A 19,507-nucleotide genomic window follows, 5' to 3' on the forward strand; every position below is an offset into this window, starting at 1 on the left:
TTCGCCAATCACTCGGGCGCGCATAGAGAGGCGTGGACGGCACGTCTGTGAACGCCGCAAAGCGTTTTTGCCGTAACAATGTGGCCTGGCCAATCAGTCGGGCGCGCATAGAGAAGCGTAGACGGCACGTCTGTGAACGCCGCAAAGCGTTTTTGCCGTAACAATGTGGCCTGGCCAATCAGTCGGGCGCGCATAGAAAAACGTGGACGGCACGTCTGTGGACGCAACACAGCGTTTTTGCTATAGCAATGTGGCCTGGCCAATCACTCGGGCGCGCATAGAGAGGCGTGGACGGCACGTCTGTGAACGCAACACAGCGTTTCTGCCGTAACAGTGTGGCCCGGTTAATCGGTTGGGCGCGCATAGAAAAGCGTGGACGGCACGTCCCTCGGAAAAAGGAATGACAAAGAAGCCCATTTGGGGTATAATGAGATTATGAAAACATCCCGTTTACTGATTCCCGCACTTGTTTCGTTTTGTTTTTTCGCCTGCACGCCGCCGGAAGAGGACGTGCACCCCAAGCGCCGTTCTTCCCGCGCGGATAATTTACAGCGTTATATGACAAAAGCGCAGGAGGTCCGCGCGCTCGCGCAGGCGCGTTCCAAGCCGCTGGTCAGCGGGCCGCTTATCCCGTCAGACAGCCTGAAAGAATACCTGCCCAAAACGCCGGATCACCGTGTTTCGCAGCAAATTGTCACCCAGAAAAATACGCTTCAGGCCGCCGTGCGCGAAGCCGCCTCCCGCCGCGCCGGGGAGAAGGCTTCCGTCCTGTTGACCCAATTTAGGGACGACGCCGTCCAGGCCGCTCTTGCCTCCCAGTCGCCGCAGGAATTATCGGCCAAACTGCAGGATTTAACCGCGCAGTATTCCCAAAAACTTTCCGACTTTACGCAGGAAGAGGAAGCGCAAACCTGGTCCCGCCCCGATGCGGAGCAAAGCCGTTTTTCGCGTCAGGTGCTGCGGGACGGCTCCCGCCGCCTGCGTGAAGGTATCGCGCGCGATTACGGTTCTTTATGCGCCCAAAAGGCCGAGCCTGTTTTGCAAAAAGCGGCGGACGATTACTGGCTGGCCCTTTCCTCCGTGCCCACCCCCGAAGACGCCGAGCGGGAACTGACCCGCGTGGGGGACGAGGCCGACGCGGCCTTTGCCGCCGTGGTGGAAGAATACGGCGACCCGCTGACCTCTTTTTCGGAAGCGGACGCGGCCGCCCTGCGCGCGCGTTTGATTGCGGCGCATCAGGAAATTGAAGCGCAGTTTGAAAAATTATACGGTAAAGAAGCCGTCCTGCAAACGCGTGATATTTTTGAGAAATACAAAAACGGGGCGGACGCGCTGGTGCGCCAGCCGGGCCGCCTGAGCCACAAACTGGAACAGTTGGATGCGCTGGGCGCGGCCTACCGCGAACAGATGACCGCTCTTCAGGTGCGCTTAAACGGCGAGCTGGAACGCAAAGCCGCCGCTGCGCGCGGGATGCCGCTGGCCGCCGCCAAATAAAATTTTATGGAAAAAAACAGACAGCTTTTTCAATTGGGATTGTTAATCGTGGTGCTGCTGGCCCTGGGGCTGGCTTTGCTGCGCACCACTTCCTATTCGCCCGCTGCGGATGCTTCCGGCCGGTCGGCCCGGGAACGTGCCGCGGAGGCGGAACGCCTCTCTATGGAAGCGCTTAAAAACGAAGAAATTTTAGGCGTACCGGCCGGCCGGGACGGCACGCTTACCAAGGAGCAAAAGCGCGCGCTGGCCGTCCAGCGTTACGTGCGCCGCCCGGATTTGTCTTTAAACGCCAATGATTATACGCTGGATACGCAGGCCGTCGGCCGCAATCCGTACGCTTCTCTGCCGGGCACCTCGGTGGGGGATTCTTCTTCCGGTTCGTACCGCGTCAAAGGGCTTTCCGCCGCCGACTACGGCAAATACCGTGGCGCAGCCGGTTCATCCGCAGGCGCGGCGACGGGGGCTTCTTCGCAGGCGCCCGGCGTTTACCGCCCGGGCGTGCAGGAGCAGATGCTGGCCGAGCGGGAACGCGCTTTTTCGCCGTTTATGGCGGCTATGAATAAAGAACAGCACAAGAAGCTGGAAAGCCAGTTAAAGGGCCTTTCTTCCGGGATTGACCGCGCCGTGGCCAGGGCGCTGCTGCCGAAAAGCAAGAAGGACGCGAATATTGAAAAATATCTCCAGCGCAACGCCTCGCCCGAAGCGGCCGCCGCCGGGCCGTTTGCGCCCGTGCTGGAACAGGTGGCCGCCCAAAAAGCCGGCGTGGTAAACAGCATGGGGCAGGCGTTTGGCCCGCAGGCCGCCAAAGAGGCCGGCCAGGTGATGAATTCGTTTCAACAAGAAATGAGCGCCGCCGTTACCGCGCCGGGGCAGACGCCCCAGCAGATTGCGGACAAAGTGAAAGCCGTTACCCAAAAATATGAGCAGAAACTTCAAAAAATGACGGAAGACAACGGCTTTAGACAGTTTGAACAGGAACGTCTGGCCAAAGACAATCTGTTAAAACAGGCATTGGCCAAACAATATGGCGCGGATTTTGCGGCCCTGGCGGGCGAAAAGATTGACGCCGCCCGCGAAAAAGATATGCTGCTTGCGCGCCAGGGGCTTCCGGCCGAGGAGTATTACAAACAGCAGCTGGCTAACCAGCGCGAACGCAGAAAAGCGATTGAAGATTTGCTGGCGCAAAGCGGCAAGTCCACCAAAGGGCTGTTTGCGGCGGAAGACGAAGTGGAACGCCGTGATGTGGAGCAGAAACTCAAAGACGAAGAAGAGGGCAAAACGCTGGGCAGAAGCTACAGAGCCGGTGAAAAAGAACTGGCGGCGATTGACCAGTCCCTTACCCAGGAACGCGATGAAAAGCTCCGTACCGCCGGGGAAGTGTACGGCGAAGAGGGGGCGCGCCGCGTGGACGGAATTTATCAAAAGTATTACGACGAATATATGAAAATCTGGACGGACCCGGATTCTTCCAAAACGGCTAAACAGCAGGCTTCCATGAAGCTGCGCCAGGACGTAAACCGCCAGCTGGAACAAGTGCAGAACGAACCGCAGATGCGTCAGGCGCGCTTGGAGCGGCAGGTGGAAAGCTCGCTCTCCCAGCTGATGCAGGACCCGGGTGTCTCACGCGCGTCGGCCGCGCAGAAAGCCGCGCTGGAAGAAAAAGCGCGCCCCATACTGCGCGAAATGTACGAGCGCGTAAACGATATTTTGGCCTCGGACCTGCCGGACGCCGAAAAGCAAAGACGCATTGAAACCGTCCAGGCGCAGGCCCAGCGTAAGCTTTCGGGCCAGTAAATGATAATTTGTTTTTAGATATAAGAATCCCCGGGTTAAAAACGGCCCGGGGTTTTTTATAAACGGGTTTTAAAAGCGCCCGGCGAATCGGCAGGTGTAGTTTGCGAGGGCCGCAGACGGCTTATTTTACAGCGGCCTTGGGTGCGGCGGGAGACTTAAAATCCGCCAGCGGGAAGTAATGGTTCAAAATCGTTTTATAATCCTGCCCCGCGTCGGCGCGTCCGGCGGCGCCCGTCTGGCAGAAACCCACGCCGTGGCCCCAGCCGCCGCCGTAGAACACAAAGTATTTCAGTTCCCGGTTTTCGTAATTGGGCTCCACGATAAAATAACTGCTGCGCAGCATGCCCAGGCTTAAATTGTTGCGGATGACGTTTTCTTTATTAAGCGTAACACTGCCTTTGGTCCCTTTCACCAGCAGGCGGCTGACATAGCCGGAGCGTCCGCGCCTGAGAGGAATGAGGGCGGTGATTTTGCCGATGTCTTTTTTCTGGCGTTTGATGACCTGCCTTAAATCTTCTTCATCCACCACGCGCGTCCAGCGGTAGGCCGCCAGGCTGACGTGCTTGTCGTAGCGGCTGTAGGCGTCGTGCGGATATTGCAAAAGTTCTTTAAAGTGGTAGGGCTGTAAGCCGTTAAAATCAAAATCTTTGTAATCGGATACCGGGTTTAAATACGGCGTTTCCGTCCAGCCCGCTTCTTTCGCGCTTTGCGTTACGCCGCCGCAATTGGCCGAAAAAACGCTTTCAATGGGTTTATTTTTGTATTCCAGGGTTTCGCCCATGGTGGATTCCACCGCCGCGTTCCCGCGTTCGCTTTCCGAATTTACGCCGCCGTACACCTGGCAGTTTTGCGTATCGCACACGTCGTAGCCGTAGGCTTTGTGCTTGCCTAGGTGTTTCAGTGCGTATGTGCGCGCCAGCACCGCCTGCGCACGCAGGGCGTTCATCGGGAATTTGGTGGGCATTTCGGAGGCGATCACGCCTTGCAGGTATTCTTCTATATTAACGATATTGACGGGGATGAGCGTATTGCGCTTGGCGTCGTGCGTGATTTGCAGTTTGCCGCGGTATTCTTTATCATCCACGCTGGCCCAGGTCATCCCCGCGCCGCTCATAACGTTTTTAACAATAATGGTATGTCCTTCTCCTTCGGTTTGCGAGGAGGGGGTAACGATAACGGATTTGGTAAAAGCGATTTTTTTGCCCGCCGGGCTGAGTAAATGCGCCCTGCCGTTTTGCAGGACGGCCACCCAGCTTTCTTTGGCTTTGCCCCGGGCCAGCACCGCGCCGGACTGCCCGTCGGTAATTTTAAAAGCGTGAGACGGAATAAAATGCACGGTGGAGCGCGCGGACGGGCGGCCGTTTTGGCGCATGCCGATGCCCACTTTTATTTCGCGCGTTTTAACGTCCGCCGGCGGAACCAGCGGTTTTACAAACGTATGTTTGATAATTTCTTTGCCGCCCGTGATTTCTTTTTCCGGGCGCGAAAGGCGCGGGCGCAGGCGTTCCAGCGCCTGGTTGACTTCTTTACTGCTCTTGTCGGAGGAATAAATCATACGGTACTGGCGGTAGGCTTCGTTGTAATTGCCCAATTTTTCCAGTGCATGGGCGTAGTGCTTCTTGGCTTCAATAAACTGGTGGTCGTAAACGGTGGCTTTTTGAAATACGTCCGCGGCGTTTTTATAGTCTTTCTCTTCTTCGTACAAAAGCCCCAGCAGGTAGTTGGCCAGCGCCGGATGCGTGCCCGCGCGGGCGGCCATTTTTAAATTGTATTTAGCCAGCTTTTTTTCTTTCAGGCCCATCTGCGCGCGCGCCAGGTTGATGTGGAAAAATCCCGCGCGGTCCGGGTCTTCCGGCAGCAGGGAGAGGAACTTTTCCGCGCTTCTGTACTGTCCGTCGGCCAGGTAGGCTTCGGCGGTCATTTCAATAATTTCGCGGTCCTGCGGGTAAATGCGGTAGGCCGCGGCGGCGATGTCCACCGCCTGCTTGGGGTTGTTCCGCTCCATCGCGATAAACGCCGCGTTTAAAAAAGCCTGGCGGTTTTTCGTATCTTTGGAGAGTTCAATATACGCTTCCAGCGCTTCTTCGGGTTTATAGGAAAAATACAGCTCGCCCGCTTCTTCCAGCCGCTGCTGTTCGGTTTTGGCGGGTGCGTCTTTGGCGTGCGCGCGGCATACGGGCGCGGCCAGCACAAGGCAACATAAAAAAGCGGATAGCAAACGTTTCACGCGGTCTCCCCGGACGGATTTAACTTTATTATATTATATCGTTTTCGGCGGCCCGGGCGGCGGTTTTTGTATAATATGCATAATGAATACCGTACCCATGCCCCAGTGGCTTAAAGATTTGGTGGGCCGCAACAAAGCGGCCCTGCGTTCGTCCGCCGCTTTGCGCGCGCAGGATTCTATTGACCGGCACGCGCTTCACACCGTCTGCCACGCCGCCCGCTGCCCCAACCGGGGGGAATGTTTTAACTGCGGGGACGCCACTTTTATGGTGCTGGGGGATATCTGCACGCGCGGCTGCCGCTTTTGCGCGGTAAGCAAAGCCCGCCCGCTTCCGCCCGATGACAACGAACCCGCCCGGGTGGCGCAGGCCGTAAAGGAATGGTCCATCCGCTACGCGGTGCTGACCATGCCCACGCGCGACGATTTGCCGGACGGCGGCGCGGCGCATTTTGCGCGCGTCATCACCGCCGTTAAAACCTTAACGCCCGAGGTAAAGGTGGAGCCGCTGATTTCCGATTTGCGCGGGGACGAAACCGCTTTAAAAACCGTTTTGGAGGCCGTCCCGGACGTGCTGGCCCATAATGTGGAAACGGTGCCCGAATTATATTCCGCCGTGCGCGTGGGGGCCGATTACCGCCGCACGCTGGGACTGCTTGAGAACTCCAAAAAACTTGCGCCGCATATTTTAACCAAAACGGGCTTTATGGTGGGGCTGGGAGAGACGGACGAACAGGTCAAACGCCTGATGAACGATTTGCGTTCGTGCGGAGTGGATTTGCTGACGATTGGGCAGTATCTCGCCCCGTCCGCCGCGCATTATCCCGTGGCGCGCTACCCGGAGCCGCAGGAATACCGCGCGTGGGAAGAATATGCGCTTTCCGTCGGTTTTAAAGGCGTGGCCAGCGGCCCGCTGGTGCGCAGCAGCTACCGCGCAGGCGCGCTCTACCGCCGCGCCGCGCAAACGGATTTAGCCAAATAAATGTGATATTGGTATAATAAAATTATGAAGAAAAACATCCTTTTCCTGGCCGCTTCGTGTTTGTTTGCGGGAGCCTGCGCGGGCAATCCGCCCGCCTGGTGGAACCCCGGCAACGCCTATTCTTCCGAGGCTCCGGCCCGGCCTTCTTCCGGCGCCGTCTCGTCCGTCCGTCCGTCCGCGCCCGCCGCACAGGAAGAAGAGTTTGTCCCGCGCGAAGAAGCCATCACCCCTTTGCCGGACGAAAGCTACGAAGAAATGATTTTAACGCCTTTGCAGGATGAAGAAACGGAAAACGTTTCCGGCGAATCTTCCGCGCAGAGCGTGCCGTCTTCTTCCTCTGTGTTACCGCCTCCGAGCGTGCTGGAATAAAGCCGTGCGCGTGCATCACATCAGATTTCCGGGCTCTTTTAGGGCCCGGTTTTTTATGGGGGAAAAGCTTACCGCCGGCGGGGAAAAACAATTTGGCGGGACAAAAAAGAGCCCCCCGGTTATCTAAACCGAGGGGTTCATCTGGACGTCTGCATTATTACTCCTCACTGCATTATTTACTGCTCAGGACAGGCCCACTGCAACAACTGCCGGGACTTATGCCGCTTACCGTTTCCACCCGGCCGAAGCAGTTACATCAACCGGAAAGAAACACACCGTTACTCACGACTCATACGACTCCGTTTCACCTTTGCCGCACTTCACCGCTTTACGACGTTGCGTCAGCGCCCTAACTTCCAGACGAAACAGCACTTAACGCCCTGCCTCATCCGCGGCCGGATACGTCCTGCAATACGCCTTTACCGGCTCCCGGACAGTTACGTTACCCAACCGTCCTGGCCTTGACGAGCGCGTACGCCAACTTCTCCCGGCACGACGCCTTTACAACAACAGCAACTTTACCTCGTGTTACCGCTTTGTCCGCTTACAGCAGCCCCCGGCGGGCCTGCGGGACGAACTTCCTGTATGAATAGTATAGGCGGGTTTGGAAATTTGTCAAGGGGTGAAATATTTTGTGGAACCCGGCGCAGGCCGTGCAGACTTTGCGGTGCTTGGCAACATTGTTTAAACGGTGTGGCTCAATTAGTCGGATGGCACCGTCAGGGAAAGGGAGGAGCGGACCCTGCGGGCAGCGGTATACCAGACGGGCGCATACCCCCTTTGTTGTTCCCATCTAACTAATAGCACCGTTTATTGCTTGAGCCCTGGCCAGGCCAGAGAAGGGAGCCCAGCCTCTGGGCCCTGCCCCCGGCAAGGGGGTTGATTTGTTTTTTTTTTTTGATAAATTGGGGATATCAACTTATATAAATAGGGGGGGATATATCCCATGCAGAAAAGCCTCGGATTCACGTTAATAGAGCTGTTGGTGGTCGTTTTAATCATCGGTATTTTGTCGGCGGTTGCGCTGCCGCAGTATGAAAAAGCGGTGGAAAAAAGCCGCGCGGCGGAAGCGCTCAGCCTGCTCAAAAGCATTCAAAATGCTGCTGCCGTGTGCGAATTGGAAAAAGGAGAAAGCGATACCTGCACATTGGAAGACTTATCTATTGGATTGAATAATTTGGAATGTGAGGATTTAGAATGCAACGGAAAATATTACACTTATAATTTTGACGAAGGAATCCGTAATCCGTATGTATGTCCTATCCGGGAAGGATGCAGTTCGTATGTTATTCAGCTGGTCGGCCCCAGTTATGGCGGGCCGCAAGCCCATTTAAATAAGCGTATTTGTTCAGGGCGGGATAAAAAGGGGCTGGCGTTGTGTGCTTCGTTGGGAGGAACAAAGCTTAGTTCCGGTTCTTCAGAAACAGTATGGGAATTTTAATAAACAAACCCGGCTGCTGATAAGCCGGGTTTGTTTTTGCGTACGGTTAAACTTACAGGTTGGTAATGTCGGCCACCGTTTGGGTCAGGTAGCGGCGTACGCGGGCCAGGAGCGCCAGGCGGTTTTGCCGCACGGCGGGGTCGTCCGCGTTTACCATTACGTCTTTAAAGAAGTTTTCAAGCGGTTCCTTAAACGCGCCGTACGTTTTTAATACGCGCAGGTATTCTTCTTTGGTTTTGGCGGTATTTACCGCACAGCCTAAAGAGGAGTCCACTTCGTGGATTTTATCGTACAACGCTTTTTCGGCCGGGAGTTCAAACAGTTTTTCATCTACGTTTTCGCTTACGTCCCCGGCTTTTTTAAGGATGTTGCTCACGCGTTTGGCGGCTTCTAAAACGGAGGCGAATTCTTCGCCCGTTTTAACGGCTTCCAGCGCGCTTACCAGCGCTTCTACTTGCCCAAGCGGCAGTTCATACCAGTTGGATACGGCGTTTAGCGTGGCGGCGTTATGCCTGCGCTGTTCCAGCACGAGCGCAAGCCGCTGGAATAAAAAGCCCGGCAGTTCTTTCAGCCCTTTGTCCGCCGTTTGCGCGGGATACAGAGAAGCCGATTTTTCCGCCAGTTCTTTAAGCGACGCGTTCATCCCTTTTTCCAGCAGAATGCGCACCACGGCAAAAGCCTGGCGGCGCAGGGCGAAGGGGTCTTCGCTCCCGGTCGGGATTTGGCCGATTAGAAAATTGCCGACGAGCGTGTCCATCTTGCCGGCCAGCGAAACGATGCACCCTTCTTCGGTGGACGGCAGGGCGGAAGCGGACGTGAGGGGGAAGTAAAATTCTTCCATCGCTTTGGCGGCGTCCTTACGGCCTTCCAGCGCGGCGTATTGGCCGCCCATATAGCCCTGGAGTTCCGGGAACTCGTACACGACGTGGCTCGCCAAGTCGGCATACGCGTGCGAAGCCGCGTAATCCACCGCGGGCTTTAAAGCGGTTTGGCCCAGTTTGTCGCACAGCCAGCCGGCCAGCTTTTGCGTCCGTTCGGACTTGTCAAACATAGAGCCCAGTCCTTCCAAAAACAAAATGTTTTTGAGTTTTTCTTTGAATTTTTCCAGGCCTTCTTTTTTGTCGTTTTCAAAGAAGAACACGGCGTCTGAAAGGCGGGCGGACATTACTTTTTTAAATCCGTCGCGCACTTCGTTCTGGTTGACGGAAATCCCGTCGCGCACCGCGATAAAATACGGCTGCAGCCGGCCCTGTTCGTCGGTAACCGGGAACATTTTGATTTGTTTTTTAAGCACCGTGGTGATGAGGTCTTTGGGGAGCGTTAAAAACTTCAGTTCAAAATCGCCGCCCACGGCCACGGGGTGTTCGGTGAACCAGACGGTTTCTTCCACCAGTTCCGGGTCCAGATCCGCGCGGTAGCCGCGTATTTTCGCTTCGTTGGAGACGGTTTTTACCAGCGCTTCTTTGCGCTCTTCCGGGCTGGCCAGCACGGGCTGCGGCTGGGAGCGCAGGAGTTCGGTGTAATAGGCTTTGTCGGCCTTTTCCACTTTAATCGGCTTGCGGCCGAAGGAAGAGAGCGGATAGGTATTGCGGCCCGATTCCACGCCCGCCACGGAGAATTTGATAATTTTCCCGCCGTACAGGCCGATTAAGGAGCGTATCGGGCGGCCGTAGCGCAGGCCGGATTCTTCCCACACCATATTTTTGGCAAATTCCAGGCCGGTTACGATGCGGGTGAAAATTTCGGGCAGCAGTTTGGCGGTTTTTTCGCCTTTGATTTTAACGACGGCGTAAATGAAAGGCCCTTTGTCCGTTTCCACCACGGTCAGCTTTTCGGGCGCGATGCCGTTTTTCTGCGCGAAACCCGCGCTTTGGGGGGTAAAGTTGCCGGCGGCGTCTTTTAACAGCTTGGCGGGCGGCCCTTTCACTTCTTTTTGCACGTCGGCCGATTTGTCGGCGATGTCTTCCACCACCACCACCAGGCGGCGGTAGGTGCCGAAAGCGTGTACGGCCTGATAGGTGATTCTTTTTTCGTCCAACAGCCGGGCGGTTAAGGTTTCAAGCTGCTTTAAGGCGGGCGCCATAAAGCGCGCGGGCAAATGCTCCACGCCGATTTCTAATAAAGCGTTCATTGGGCGGCCTCCTCGGTTGCGGCTTCTTGTTTTTCCACGCTTTGCACATAGGCTTTGGCGCAGGCTTTGGCCAGATTGCGGATTTTGGTGATGTTGTTGGTGCGGTCCGACACCGAAATCGCGCCGCGCGCTTCCAGCATATTAAAATAGTGCGAAAGTTTCATCGCGTCGTCGTACGCCGGCAGGTACAGGCCTTTTTTGCACAGGGCCAGGCATTCTTCTTCGCATTCCTGGATGTAGCGGCGCAGATGGTCCACGTTGGATTCTTCAAAATAATAATGCGAAAACTGGCGTTCGCCTTCGTGATGTACGTCGCGGTAGGTTACCGTGTCGTTCCAGCGCAGGTCAAACACGTTGTCCACTTTCTGGCAGTACATGGCAATGCGTTCCAGCCCGTAGGTGATTTCCACCGTAATCGGGTTTAACGCGTAGCCCGCCATATTCTGGAAGTAGGTGAACTGGGTGATTTCCATCCCGTCCAGCCAAATTTCCCAGCCGACGCCGGACGCGCCCAAAGTCGGGGACTGCCAGTCGTCCTCAATCCAGCGCACGTCGTGCTGTTTGGGGTCAAGGCCGATGGCTTTTAAAGAATTTAAGTAAATTTCCTGAATGTTGGCCGGGGCGGGCTTCATAATAACCTGATACTGGTAGTATTTGCCCAGGCGGTTGGGGTTTTCGCCGTAGCGGCCGTCCGCCGGGCGGCGGCAGGGTTCCACGTAGGCGCGGTTGACGGGCTTTTTGGTTAAGGAGCCGAAAAAGGTTTCGGGATTATAGGTGCCGGCGCCTTTTTCAACGTCGTAGGGCTGAACGAGGATGCAGCCTTGTTTAGTCCAATAGGTGTTTAGAGCGGATATCATATCCTGAAAATTCATACCGTATTTCATAGGTAATAACATTATATAAAATACGGAGGGCGCGCGCAGGGAAACGCCGGCGCAAAAACTGCTATAATGAGGCTATATGATTACGACCGTTATTTTTGATATGGACGGCCTGTTGTTTAACACCGAACCCATTTACTTTGAATGTTACAAGAAGGCCGCGGCCGAGGACGGATTGGATTTTACGTTTGAGCTGTTTGAATCCTGCGTAGGCATGAGCCGGGAAGACGCCTCCCATTTTATCACCCACCATTTCGGGCGCGACACGGACGTGCAGAAAATGCACGACCGCACCTATACGCTTTTTGAAGAATACCTGGCCGCCGACGGGGAGGTTCACTTCCGCCCCGGCGCGAAAAAGGCGGTGGAGTTTTTCTATAACCGGGGGCTAAAAGTGGCGCTGGCCTCTTCTAACATTACGCGCTGGGTGATGTTTTTGCTGGAGAAAAAGGGTATTAAAAAGTATTTTTCTTCCGTTACCACTTCCGACGATGTTTCCACCCCCAAGCCGGACCCGGAGGTCTATTTAAAAACGGCGCAAAAATTGGGGGCGGACGTATCCCAATGCCTGGTGTTTGAAGATTCCGTGGCCGGGGCGACGGCGGCTATTGCCGCGCAAATGCGCACCTGCGTGGTGCCGCAAATCAAAAAGCCCACCCAGTTCATCCGCGAAAATGCGTTTAAAATCTATCACTCGCTGGAAGACATTTACCCGGATATGGACGAACTGCTGTCGTAAACCTTTGTCGGTATGAAAAAGAACCCCGGCTTGTTATAGGCCGGGGTTCTTTTTGGTATAGAACGGCAGGTCAGCGGACGGATAAAGGCGTCCACGCGGTTTGTAAAATATCCAGGGTGTCAATATCTATCGGGTCGTTGTAGTTAAACGTCAGCATTTTATCCTGCGGATTAACGACAAACCACAAGACGGAAGAGCGATTTTCCAGCCGCAGCAGAACGGCTTTTTTGTACTGGCGCGCTTCGGCCGCGGCCGCTTGTCCGGCAAAAAAGCGTTTGGCATAGGCCAGGTCTTCGGGCGCGAGGTTGCAGAAATCAACGGGTACTAAGGCCGTCAGGGCGTAATGGGAAAACAAGGGGTTTTTGGCGGCGGCTTGTTGCAGGGCCTGGTAATTGGCCCGGCATTGACGGATAAAACGTTCCGTCACGCGTTTGTCTTTACGCAGGCGGGCGTAAAAATTTTCCAGTTTTTTGGCTTCCTGGGCGTGTAAGGCGATGCGGCGCACGCTGGCGCCTACGTCGTCGCCCAATACGGATGCGGCGCCCCGGTTGTTTACGCGGGTATTTTCTTTTTTAACGGCGGCCTGCCAGGAAACGGGTTCTTTTTTCGGGGCCGGTTTTGCTTGTACGGCGCAAAGGGGCGCGGCCAGAAGCGCCAGCGTCAAAAATGCGCCCATATATTTCGTATAATTCATATTTCCTCCAAAAAGTTGATAGTTTAATTATGGCAGAATACGGGCCGGGGAACAAGGGCCGTTGGACCTATTTTAAGCGGGCCAAAGGGCCCATAAAAGATTTTTATCGGGGTAATTTAGTGTGCGGGCGCCGGTTCCAGCGCCGCGTCTTCCAGCGGGGCTTCTTCGTCCGCCGTCCAGGCGGAGGCGGGGTCGGTTTCGTCCAGCCCGAAACTTTTTAGCGTGTTGAGCGGATAGGTTAAATACTGGTTTAAAAAGCGGCGGCAGACGCTGTTGCATTTGGAGAGGGAAAGCAGGTCCTCCGGGGCCGAAAAGTCCAGCGAGGAAAGTTCGTCCTCGTGCATACGCCGCCAGAACTCCGGCGAAATTTTAAGCACCGGGCGGTCCAGCCCAAAGCCGGCCAGCATCATCAGCCTAAGCGTAAACGCCGCCGAAAAAGCGGGGTTGGGCTCGCCGAATTCCAGTTCGGTCAGCGCGGAAAGGAGCAGTTCAAATTTCTCTTCGCTCGGCTGGTGGAGGGGGGTCAGCCTCTGCACCAGTTCGCAGAAGTGCAGGGCCAGCGCGGTGTGTTTTAAATTCCGCCGGACCGCCGGAAAAATGGAATTTAATTTGCCGCCCGTAATGGTGCCCACCGTTCCGCCGCGGCGCACGTAAATGCGGTAGTCCGCATAGGCGAAGGGCTCGCTTAACGCTTTTAATTTGCCCGCCGGGCGCGCTACGCCGGGCAGACGCACGTTGATGCGGCCGTGTTCCCGGGTGTACAGGGACACGATGCGGTCTGCCTCGCGGAATTCCTGGCGCAGTAAAATAATGCCCGAATCGGAAAATATCATAATACCCAAAAAGGATAGCAAATTTAGGCGCCGATGGGCAGACCCAGACGGAAGACCCATTCCTCCGTGGGTCTTTCGGCCCTTGCGGCGCGGGCGTGTATTTGAAATAATATCATAAAGTCGTTATTAACAGGAGAGGTATATGGAGCGGTTGGGCATTCGTTTTTTTCTTATTTCACTGGCGTGCGTTATCTGCGCGCCGGCTGTTTTTGCACAGAACGGCAAGCTTATAAAAGGAGTGGCGAAAGGCCTGGGGCGTACTTCCGCGGCGGAAGGAATCGTTAAAACCGGAGCGCGCAATTTGCCCGGCGCGGCGGCGTATTCCGCCGCACGGGGCGTGCAAACGCAATTACAGTTTCCCGGGGAGCCCGTACAGCTGACCATTCCGTTTCCCGAGGAAATCCCCGCGGCCGGATCCGCCCTTCTGCCGATGGTGCCGCCCGCGCCGCTGGACCTGGTGCACGGCGCCAAACTGACCCAACTTTTGGAAAAACAGGCGCAAGAACCCGCCGTTCTTACGCTTCCTTCCGGCGAAAGAGCCCGTATCGTGAAGCTGGAAGCGCGTCATTTTAAAAAGACCCACAAATTAAACAGCACCATCGGGCATTATGCCGGGGTGGAAAAAAATCCCGTCGTGCTTATCGGCCGCCGCAGCGGAGAGAAAATAACTGTTTTTAAAAACGACCGCCTGCGTTATTTTTCCGACGTAAAGCGGGTCTGCCCCAAAGGCAGCTATCTCCTGCGTTACGAAAGCGGCAAAACGGCGTTTGTCACGCCGGAGCAGGCCCCCGAATCCTTGGTTAAAGCCTATGACGCCGCCTACAAAAAATTGCATCCAAACGATGATTTGCTGCCGTTTATTGTGGAATTTTCCGGCGGGCCGCAGGAGCCCCCGCAGGCCGGTTCCCTTGCGGAGCTGTTTACAAAAAAATCGTTTGGAACGCGCGTCTATACCCTGGAGAGACACCCGCTGAACGGGGAGACGGTTCAGGTAGCCGTGCTGGAACGCTGGATAAACGTGCCCGGTCTGCCCCAGCTTTTCAGCGGCAGTATGATTGTGCTCTACCGCGACGGTACCTTTGATATTCACCCGGAGGACCGGGTTCCGCCCGTATTAAAGGATAAGGTGGACGCCGTACGCAGTAAAACGGACTCCCCGGCTGTATGCGTGAATATGAGCGCCCTGGGCCGCACGGGTTCCGATCCCGTCGTTACGACCGTAAAAACGTACGACAGCCAGGCCAGGCTGGCGCAGGATCTGCACGCTTCCGGCGCGCAGGGCCGCCGTTACAAAAGCAAAATTTTCGGGGACGTTATTATATACGAAATTCCCGCGGGCACCTATTATCATCCTGCGGGCCGCCCCGCTAAACTGTTAGACCCGTCCGAGCAGGTGATGGCGTATTATCCGGCCAAGCACGACGGCCAGCTGATGGGCCGCGGCGTATTAACCGAGGGAGACTTCATCCCCGTTAAATAAATTTAGGTCCGTTTTCCCGCGTTCCCCGGGGGCGCGGGATTATTATGCCCGGGCCGCTTCGTAAACTTGTTGGCAAAGTTCTGCAAGAAAAGATATAATATCAGTACGTTTCATACAGAAACCATTTTAAATTAATCACAGGAGATACGTTCTTTCCAGTTCGCTCTTGCGGGCCAGAATTAACGTATAAGAAGAAAATGTTACCGACCTACAGACCTAACAAAAGAAGACGTGCCAAACACATCGGATTCAGAGCCAGAATGGCTACCGCCGGCGGCAGAAGAGTGCTCAGCGCCAGAAGAGCCAAAGGCCGCCACGAACTGATCAGAGCCGCTTAAACATTATGCCGCCCTACGGTCTGCCGCGACTTAGCCGCCTGCACCTTAAAAGAGATTTTAAGGCTGTTATCCAAGGCGGCGCTAAGTTGCAGTATAACGGGATTATACTGTGGTGGCGGTCCGGCCGGGATAAAACCGGTCCGGCCCGTTTTGCGGTGGTGGTGTCCAGGAAGCTGGGCCCGGCGGTTGTGCGCAACCGCGCCAAAAGGCTGTTAAGGGAAGCTTTCAGACTCAACAGAGAAAATATCAAACCGGGGACGGACCTTGTGTTCAGCCCCAGAGACAGCGAAAAATTAAGTAACGTGCACGCAGCGCAGGATGCGCTCAAGACACTGTGCGGCCAGGCCGCTTTATTACAAGGCTCTTCAGATAAAAGGCAGTAACCGTATACTATTGAAGGGACATATGCAGAAAATTTCGCTTCTGTTTAAGGATTTGTTGCTTTTGCTGCTCAACATTTTTATGTTGTTGCTGCGCCCTTTTTTGGGGCCCAGAGGGGTATGCCGTTTTGCACCCACGTGCAGCCAGTATGCAAAGCAAGCGATTATCAAACACGGCGCATTTAAAGGGAGCTGGCTCGCACTTGTGCGGGTGCTGAAATGTCATCCCTTGCATCCGGGCGGATACGACCCGGTGCCCTGACGCTATTTTTTCTTACGAAGTCGGAAGTTTCCTCTTCAGTGCCGCCCGGCCCGCCGGCCGCGCGCGGCGAAAAACAAGAGGAGTTTTATGAACAGACAGTTTCTGATTACGGCAATGTTGTTTTTGCTGGTAATTACGGGCTACAACCAGTTTGTCGCCCTGCCCAGAGCCCGCGCGGCGCAGCAAGCCGCCGAGGCCCAGTTAAAGAAGTCCGAACAAGAAGCGCAGCGCCAAACCGGCGCCCAAGCCGTGCTGGATGCTTCTTCCCCCGTAACCAAAGAAAAAACCTCCGCCCCCAAGCCCGAAGAACTAATCACGCTTGCCCTCCCGCAGGCCGACGTTACGTTTTCTTCCAAAGGCGCGGGCATCAAAACCTATTTGTTTAAAGACATTATTGGCGACGTGGACCTGACCCCGTACGAAGGGGAAGGGTATTTTTCCACGCTGCCGCAGGTGGATTTTTCGGAATTTGCCCGTACGAAAGATTCCATCACCTTCGCCGGCGACATTGTGCCAGGTTTTACCGTTTACAAAACCTTCCGTTTTAACGAAAACGGCATTAATAACGTAAACGTAACGTTTGAGAATAAAACGTCGCAGAATCTGACGGTCGCGCCGTGGAGCTGGAATTTCGGCCCCGGTTTGGCCACGGTAAAAAGCGAAATGGGCGACAACGAACGCGAATCCAAAGCCGTCTACCTCGTACAGGAAGAAGGCAAGAAGAAACCGACGCTGGAAACCTTCGCCAAAGGCGACAAACAACCCACCCTGCCCTGGACCTGGGCCGGGGTGGAAAACCGCTACTTCCTTTCCGTTCTTATTCCGCAGGGCTGGAAACCCGGCGATTTGACCGCTTCCAAAGAAAAAATCGGTATGCAAAAACGCCTGTGGGGGCTGGCCGGAGAAGGCGCGCTGGAAGGCCCGCGGCTTTCCATTGCCGTGCCCGGCGTAACGGTGGAAGCGAAATCCAAAGCGGAATATAAATCCGATTTTTATTTCGGGCCGAAAGACTACAAGCAGTTTTTGAAGCTTCCTTATCATCTGGATCGTTCCATCGCGTTCGGTTTCTTCGGCGCGCTGGGCAAAATCGCCCGCAACGTGCTGGAAACTTTCTACGGCTGGACGGGCAACTACGGCGTGGCCATTATTATGATGACCGTCCTTTTGCAGGCGATTTTGTTCAAATTCACGCTGATGCAGTTAAAATCCGCCGCCCAGATGAAGAAGATTCAGCCCGAAATGAAACGCATCCAGGAAAAATACAAAGGAAACCCCGAGGCGCTCAACCGCGAAACGATGGCCTTATATAAGAAGTATAAGGTTAATCCGCTGGCCGGCTGTCTGCCGATGCTAATCCAGCTGCCTATTTTCCTGGCGCTGTTTAACGCCTTGCGCACGTCGTGGGCGCTGCACGGGGCCAAGTTCGTGTTCTGGATTACGGACCTTTCTTCCAAAGATCCGTACTACCTCCTGCCCATCCTGATGGGCGCGGTGATGTTCTTCCAGCAAAAAGGGAACATTCCCGCCGGGACGGATCCGTCCCAAGCCGCGATGTTTAAGTATATGCCGCTTATTTTCACGCTGCTGTTTATGAACTTTCCGTCGGGTCTTGTATTGTACTGGCTGACCAACAGCCTGCTTACGTTCGGGATTCAGAGCGTCATCAACAAAAAAATGGCCAAGGCCAATTAAGTAAGGAGCATTTTTGATATGCCTAGCAAAATTAGAGTACAAGCCAAAGAAGTATCCGAAGCGATTGCCAAGGGTCTTAAAGAACTGGGCCTCAGAAGAGACCAGGTAGAAGTAACCGTGCTGGAAACCCCCAAAAAAGGTTTTTTGGGCATCGGCTCGCGCCCGGCCGTGGTGGAACTGCGCCAAAAACGCTGGACGTCCGCCAACCTGGATTCGCAAATTTATATGGACGTGCCGAAAAAACGTTCCTCTTCTAAATCCGAACGCGGTTCCCGCGGCGGGCGCGGCGGCCGCAAAGAACGCGGCGAATCCGCCCGCGGCGCCAAAAGAGGGGGACGCAGAAGCGAACGCGTAACTTCCGAAGCGCGCGAAATAAGAGAAAAACTGCCCAAAGCCAACGAGCCGCAGATGCTGCCGTGCGAAGCGATTCGCAGCGCGGTCATTCCGGAAAATTTAAAAGCTCCCATGCAGGAAGCCAAAGAATACCTGGAGAAAGTGCTTACCCATATGGGCGTGAAGGTGGAAAACCTCAACGTCTGGTGGGATGAAAAACAGCAGCGCATTCTGTTGACCTTTGACTGCGACCATCCGGCCATCGTCATCGGCAAGGAAGGCAAAACGCTGGAAGCCATCCAGTATCTCTCCACGCTGGCGTTAAGCCGCCATTTTGACAAGCCGATTTCCGTCATCACCGACACGCAGAACTACTGGAGAAAGGCCGAAGATAAAATTGACGCCGAAATTGAAAAAGGCATTGATATGATTAAACGCGGCCACAGCGTGTTCCGCTTCCGCCCGATGAGCGCGCAGCTGCGCCGCTACATCCACCGCGCCGTGGAAAACAACGAATTTGTGGCCACCGCGTCCGAAGGCGAAGGGAAATGGCGCAAAGTAACCCTGCGTCCGACCGCCAAAGCGCTGGAAGCGGCCCGCGCCAACACCGCGCCCGCCGACTTTGTGCCCGGCGTAATCGGCGAAGACGTGCCCGAAGAAACCCCGGCCCAGCAGGCCGTAGCCGAAGCGGAAGCCGAGAAAGAGTTGTCCGCTTACCACGAATCCTGCTCCTGCTGTGCGGGAGAAGCGCACGAAGACGCCTGTTCCTGCGGCTGCGGCGCGGATGAAAAACCCGCCGAAGCGAAGCCCGAAATGGCGAAAGAAGCGCTTTCCCAAACTGTGCCCGATGACGCCCAGGGCGCCACTTGCTACGTCGGCAACGCCCGCAACTGCGGCGAAGGCGAAGTGCAGGCAGGCTGTGCGTGTGCGGCGGAAGCTGAAACGCCGAAAGAAGCCGAAGAAAACAACGTTCCGGCTTCGGAAGCCCGGACGGAAGAACCCGCCCCGGCCGCGCTGGAAAAAACGGCTCAGGACGATGCGGAAGGCGGCACCTGCTCGGCGGAAATCGCCCGCAACTGCCAGGAAGGGGAAACCCAGTCCGGCTGCGCCTGCGGCCCGCTGTTTGAAACGCCGGCCGAAACCGACAGCCAAGAAAACAAATAAGTTTTCCAAAACCCAAAAATCCTCCCGTTTCAAACGGGAGGATTTTTTGTATCTGTTGAAACCCCCCAGCTAGGCTGGGGGTTCGGTTTAAGTTACACCGTTGAGTAAGGTTGTTTTAGTACGAGAATATAAGAGCAAGAAGAAAGAGAATTTTGTCAGACAGGTATAAATGAAAAAAAGAGTCATTCCCGAAGGTAGTAGTCGGGAATCTGCTCCATTTTAATAACGACAGATCCCCGACAAAAACACTCGGGGATGACAAAATAAGAGAGAGAA

17 protein-coding genes are annotated in these 19,507 nt (G+C 55.3%); 12 read left to right on the forward strand and 5 right to left on the reverse strand.

Annotated elements, in window-relative coordinates:
- The first annotated feature begins 435 nt into the window (after window positions 1-435).
- Both ACQY36_RS00005 and ACQY36_RS00010 read left to right on the forward strand, forming a co-directional pair.
- Entirely contained in the window at window positions 436-1,494 is a 1,059-nt protein-coding gene (locus ACQY36_RS00005; RefSeq protein WP_428077113.1) for a hypothetical protein, read from the forward strand.
- A 6-nt stretch (window positions 1,495-1,500) separates the two neighbouring features.
- Entirely contained in the window at window positions 1,501-3,288 is a 1,788-nt protein-coding gene (locus ACQY36_RS00010; protein ID WP_428077115.1) for a hypothetical protein, read from the forward strand.
- Window positions 3,289-3,409: 121 nt separating this feature from the next.
- On the opposite strand, the gene ACQY36_RS00015 is transcribed toward ACQY36_RS00010, so the two are convergent.
- Window positions 3,410-5,515, reverse strand: a complete 2,106-nt coding sequence (locus ACQY36_RS00015) for a SpoIID/LytB domain-containing protein (protein WP_428077117.1) — start codon at window positions 5,513-5,515, stop codon at window positions 3,410-3,412.
- An 82-nt stretch (window positions 5,516-5,597) separates the two neighbouring features.
- Here ACQY36_RS00015 and lipA point away from each other — a divergent pair, with 82 nt between their 5' ends.
- The 3 genes from lipA (at window position 5,598) to ACQY36_RS00030 (ending at window position 8,304) form a co-directional block, all read left to right on the forward strand.
- Window positions 5,598-6,494 carry a lipoyl synthase gene (gene lipA / locus ACQY36_RS00020; protein ID WP_428077120.1) on the forward strand — a complete coding sequence of 299 codons (897 nt, stop codon included), beginning with the start codon at window positions 5,598-5,600 and terminating at the stop codon, window positions 6,492-6,494.
- Between the two features lie 24 nt (window positions 6,495-6,518).
- Entirely contained in the window at window positions 6,519-6,863 is a 345-nt protein-coding gene (locus tag ACQY36_RS00025) for a hypothetical protein (protein ID WP_428077122.1), read from the forward strand.
- A gap of 946 nt (window positions 6,864-7,809) precedes the next feature.
- The gene (locus tag ACQY36_RS00030) at window positions 7,810-8,304 is read left to right on the forward strand and encodes a pilin (protein WP_428077124.1); all 495 of its coding nucleotides are present in this window, start codon (window positions 7,810-7,812) and stop codon (window positions 8,302-8,304) included.
- Window positions 8,305-8,356: 52 nt separating this feature from the next.
- Here ACQY36_RS00030 and glyS read toward each other — a convergent pair whose 3' ends face one another.
- The gene (glyS, locus tag ACQY36_RS00035) at window positions 8,357-10,435 is read right to left on the reverse strand and encodes a glycine--tRNA ligase subunit beta (protein WP_428077126.1); all 2,079 of its coding nucleotides are present in this window, start codon (window positions 10,433-10,435) and stop codon (window positions 8,357-8,359) included.
- Window positions 10,432-11,307, reverse strand: coding sequence for a glycine--tRNA ligase subunit alpha (locus ACQY36_RS00040; RefSeq protein WP_428077304.1), 876 nt, complete (start codon window positions 11,305-11,307; stop codon window positions 10,432-10,434). The genes glyS and ACQY36_RS00040 overlap by 4 nt, the downstream gene beginning before the upstream one ends.
- An 88-nt stretch (window positions 11,308-11,395) precedes the next feature.
- Here ACQY36_RS00040 and ACQY36_RS00045 point away from each other — a divergent pair, with 88 nt between their 5' ends.
- On the forward strand, window positions 11,396-12,055 hold the full coding sequence (locus ACQY36_RS00045) for an HAD family hydrolase (RefSeq protein ID WP_428077128.1): 660 nt from the start codon (window positions 11,396-11,398) through the stop codon (window positions 12,053-12,055).
- A 70-nt stretch (window positions 12,056-12,125) separates the two neighbouring features.
- On the opposite strand, the gene ACQY36_RS00050 is transcribed toward ACQY36_RS00045, so the two are convergent.
- Window positions 12,126-12,749, reverse strand: coding sequence for a hypothetical protein (locus ACQY36_RS00050; RefSeq protein WP_428077130.1), 624 nt, complete (start codon window positions 12,747-12,749; stop codon window positions 12,126-12,128).
- A gap of 116 nt (window positions 12,750-12,865) precedes the next feature.
- A complete protein-coding gene (gene recO, locus ACQY36_RS00055) occupies window positions 12,866-13,582 on the reverse strand; it encodes a DNA repair protein RecO (RefSeq protein ID WP_428077132.1) in 717 nt (238 codons plus the stop codon).
- A gap of 142 nt (window positions 13,583-13,724) precedes the next feature.
- On the opposite strand from recO, the gene ACQY36_RS00060 reads away from it, so the two are divergent.
- The 6 genes from ACQY36_RS00060 to jag all read left to right on the forward strand — a co-directional run bounded on the left by ACQY36_RS00060 (window position 13,725) and on the right by jag (window position 19,231).
- Window positions 13,725-15,062: a hypothetical protein gene (locus ACQY36_RS00060; protein WP_428077134.1), complete on the forward strand. Its 1,338-nt coding sequence runs from the start codon at window positions 13,725-13,727 to the stop codon at window positions 15,060-15,062.
- A gap of 197 nt (window positions 15,063-15,259) precedes the next feature.
- Window positions 15,260-15,400 carry a 50S ribosomal protein L34 gene (gene rpmH, locus ACQY36_RS00065; protein ID WP_428056546.1) on the forward strand — a complete coding sequence of 47 codons (141 nt, stop codon included), beginning with the start codon at window positions 15,260-15,262 and terminating at the stop codon, window positions 15,398-15,400.
- 5 nt (window positions 15,401-15,405) lie between these two features.
- On the forward strand, window positions 15,406-15,783 hold the full coding sequence (rnpA, locus tag ACQY36_RS00070; RefSeq protein ID WP_428056547.1) for a ribonuclease P protein component: 378 nt from the start codon (window positions 15,406-15,408) through the stop codon (window positions 15,781-15,783).
- Between the two features lie 22 nt (window positions 15,784-15,805).
- Window positions 15,806-16,042 carry a membrane protein insertion efficiency factor YidD gene (gene yidD, locus ACQY36_RS00075; protein WP_428056548.1) on the forward strand — a complete coding sequence of 79 codons (237 nt, stop codon included), beginning with the start codon at window positions 15,806-15,808 and terminating at the stop codon, window positions 16,040-16,042.
- A gap of 87 nt (window positions 16,043-16,129) precedes the next feature.
- Complete coding sequence (yidC, locus tag ACQY36_RS00080) at window positions 16,130-17,734, forward strand: membrane protein insertase YidC (RefSeq protein WP_428056549.1); 1,605 nt, start codon at window positions 16,130-16,132, stop codon at window positions 17,732-17,734.
- 18 nt (window positions 17,735-17,752) lie between these two features.
- Complete coding sequence (gene jag / locus ACQY36_RS00085; RefSeq protein WP_428077136.1) at window positions 17,753-19,231, forward strand: RNA-binding cell elongation regulator Jag/EloR; 1,479 nt, start codon at window positions 17,753-17,755, stop codon at window positions 19,229-19,231.
- The last annotated feature ends 276 nt before the right edge of the window (window positions 19,232-19,507 follow it).

The organism is Candidatus Avelusimicrobium alvi, from assembly GCF_958451995.1.
Taxonomy (GTDB): domain Bacteria; phylum Elusimicrobiota; class Elusimicrobia; order Elusimicrobiales; family Elusimicrobiaceae; genus Avelusimicrobium; species Avelusimicrobium alvi.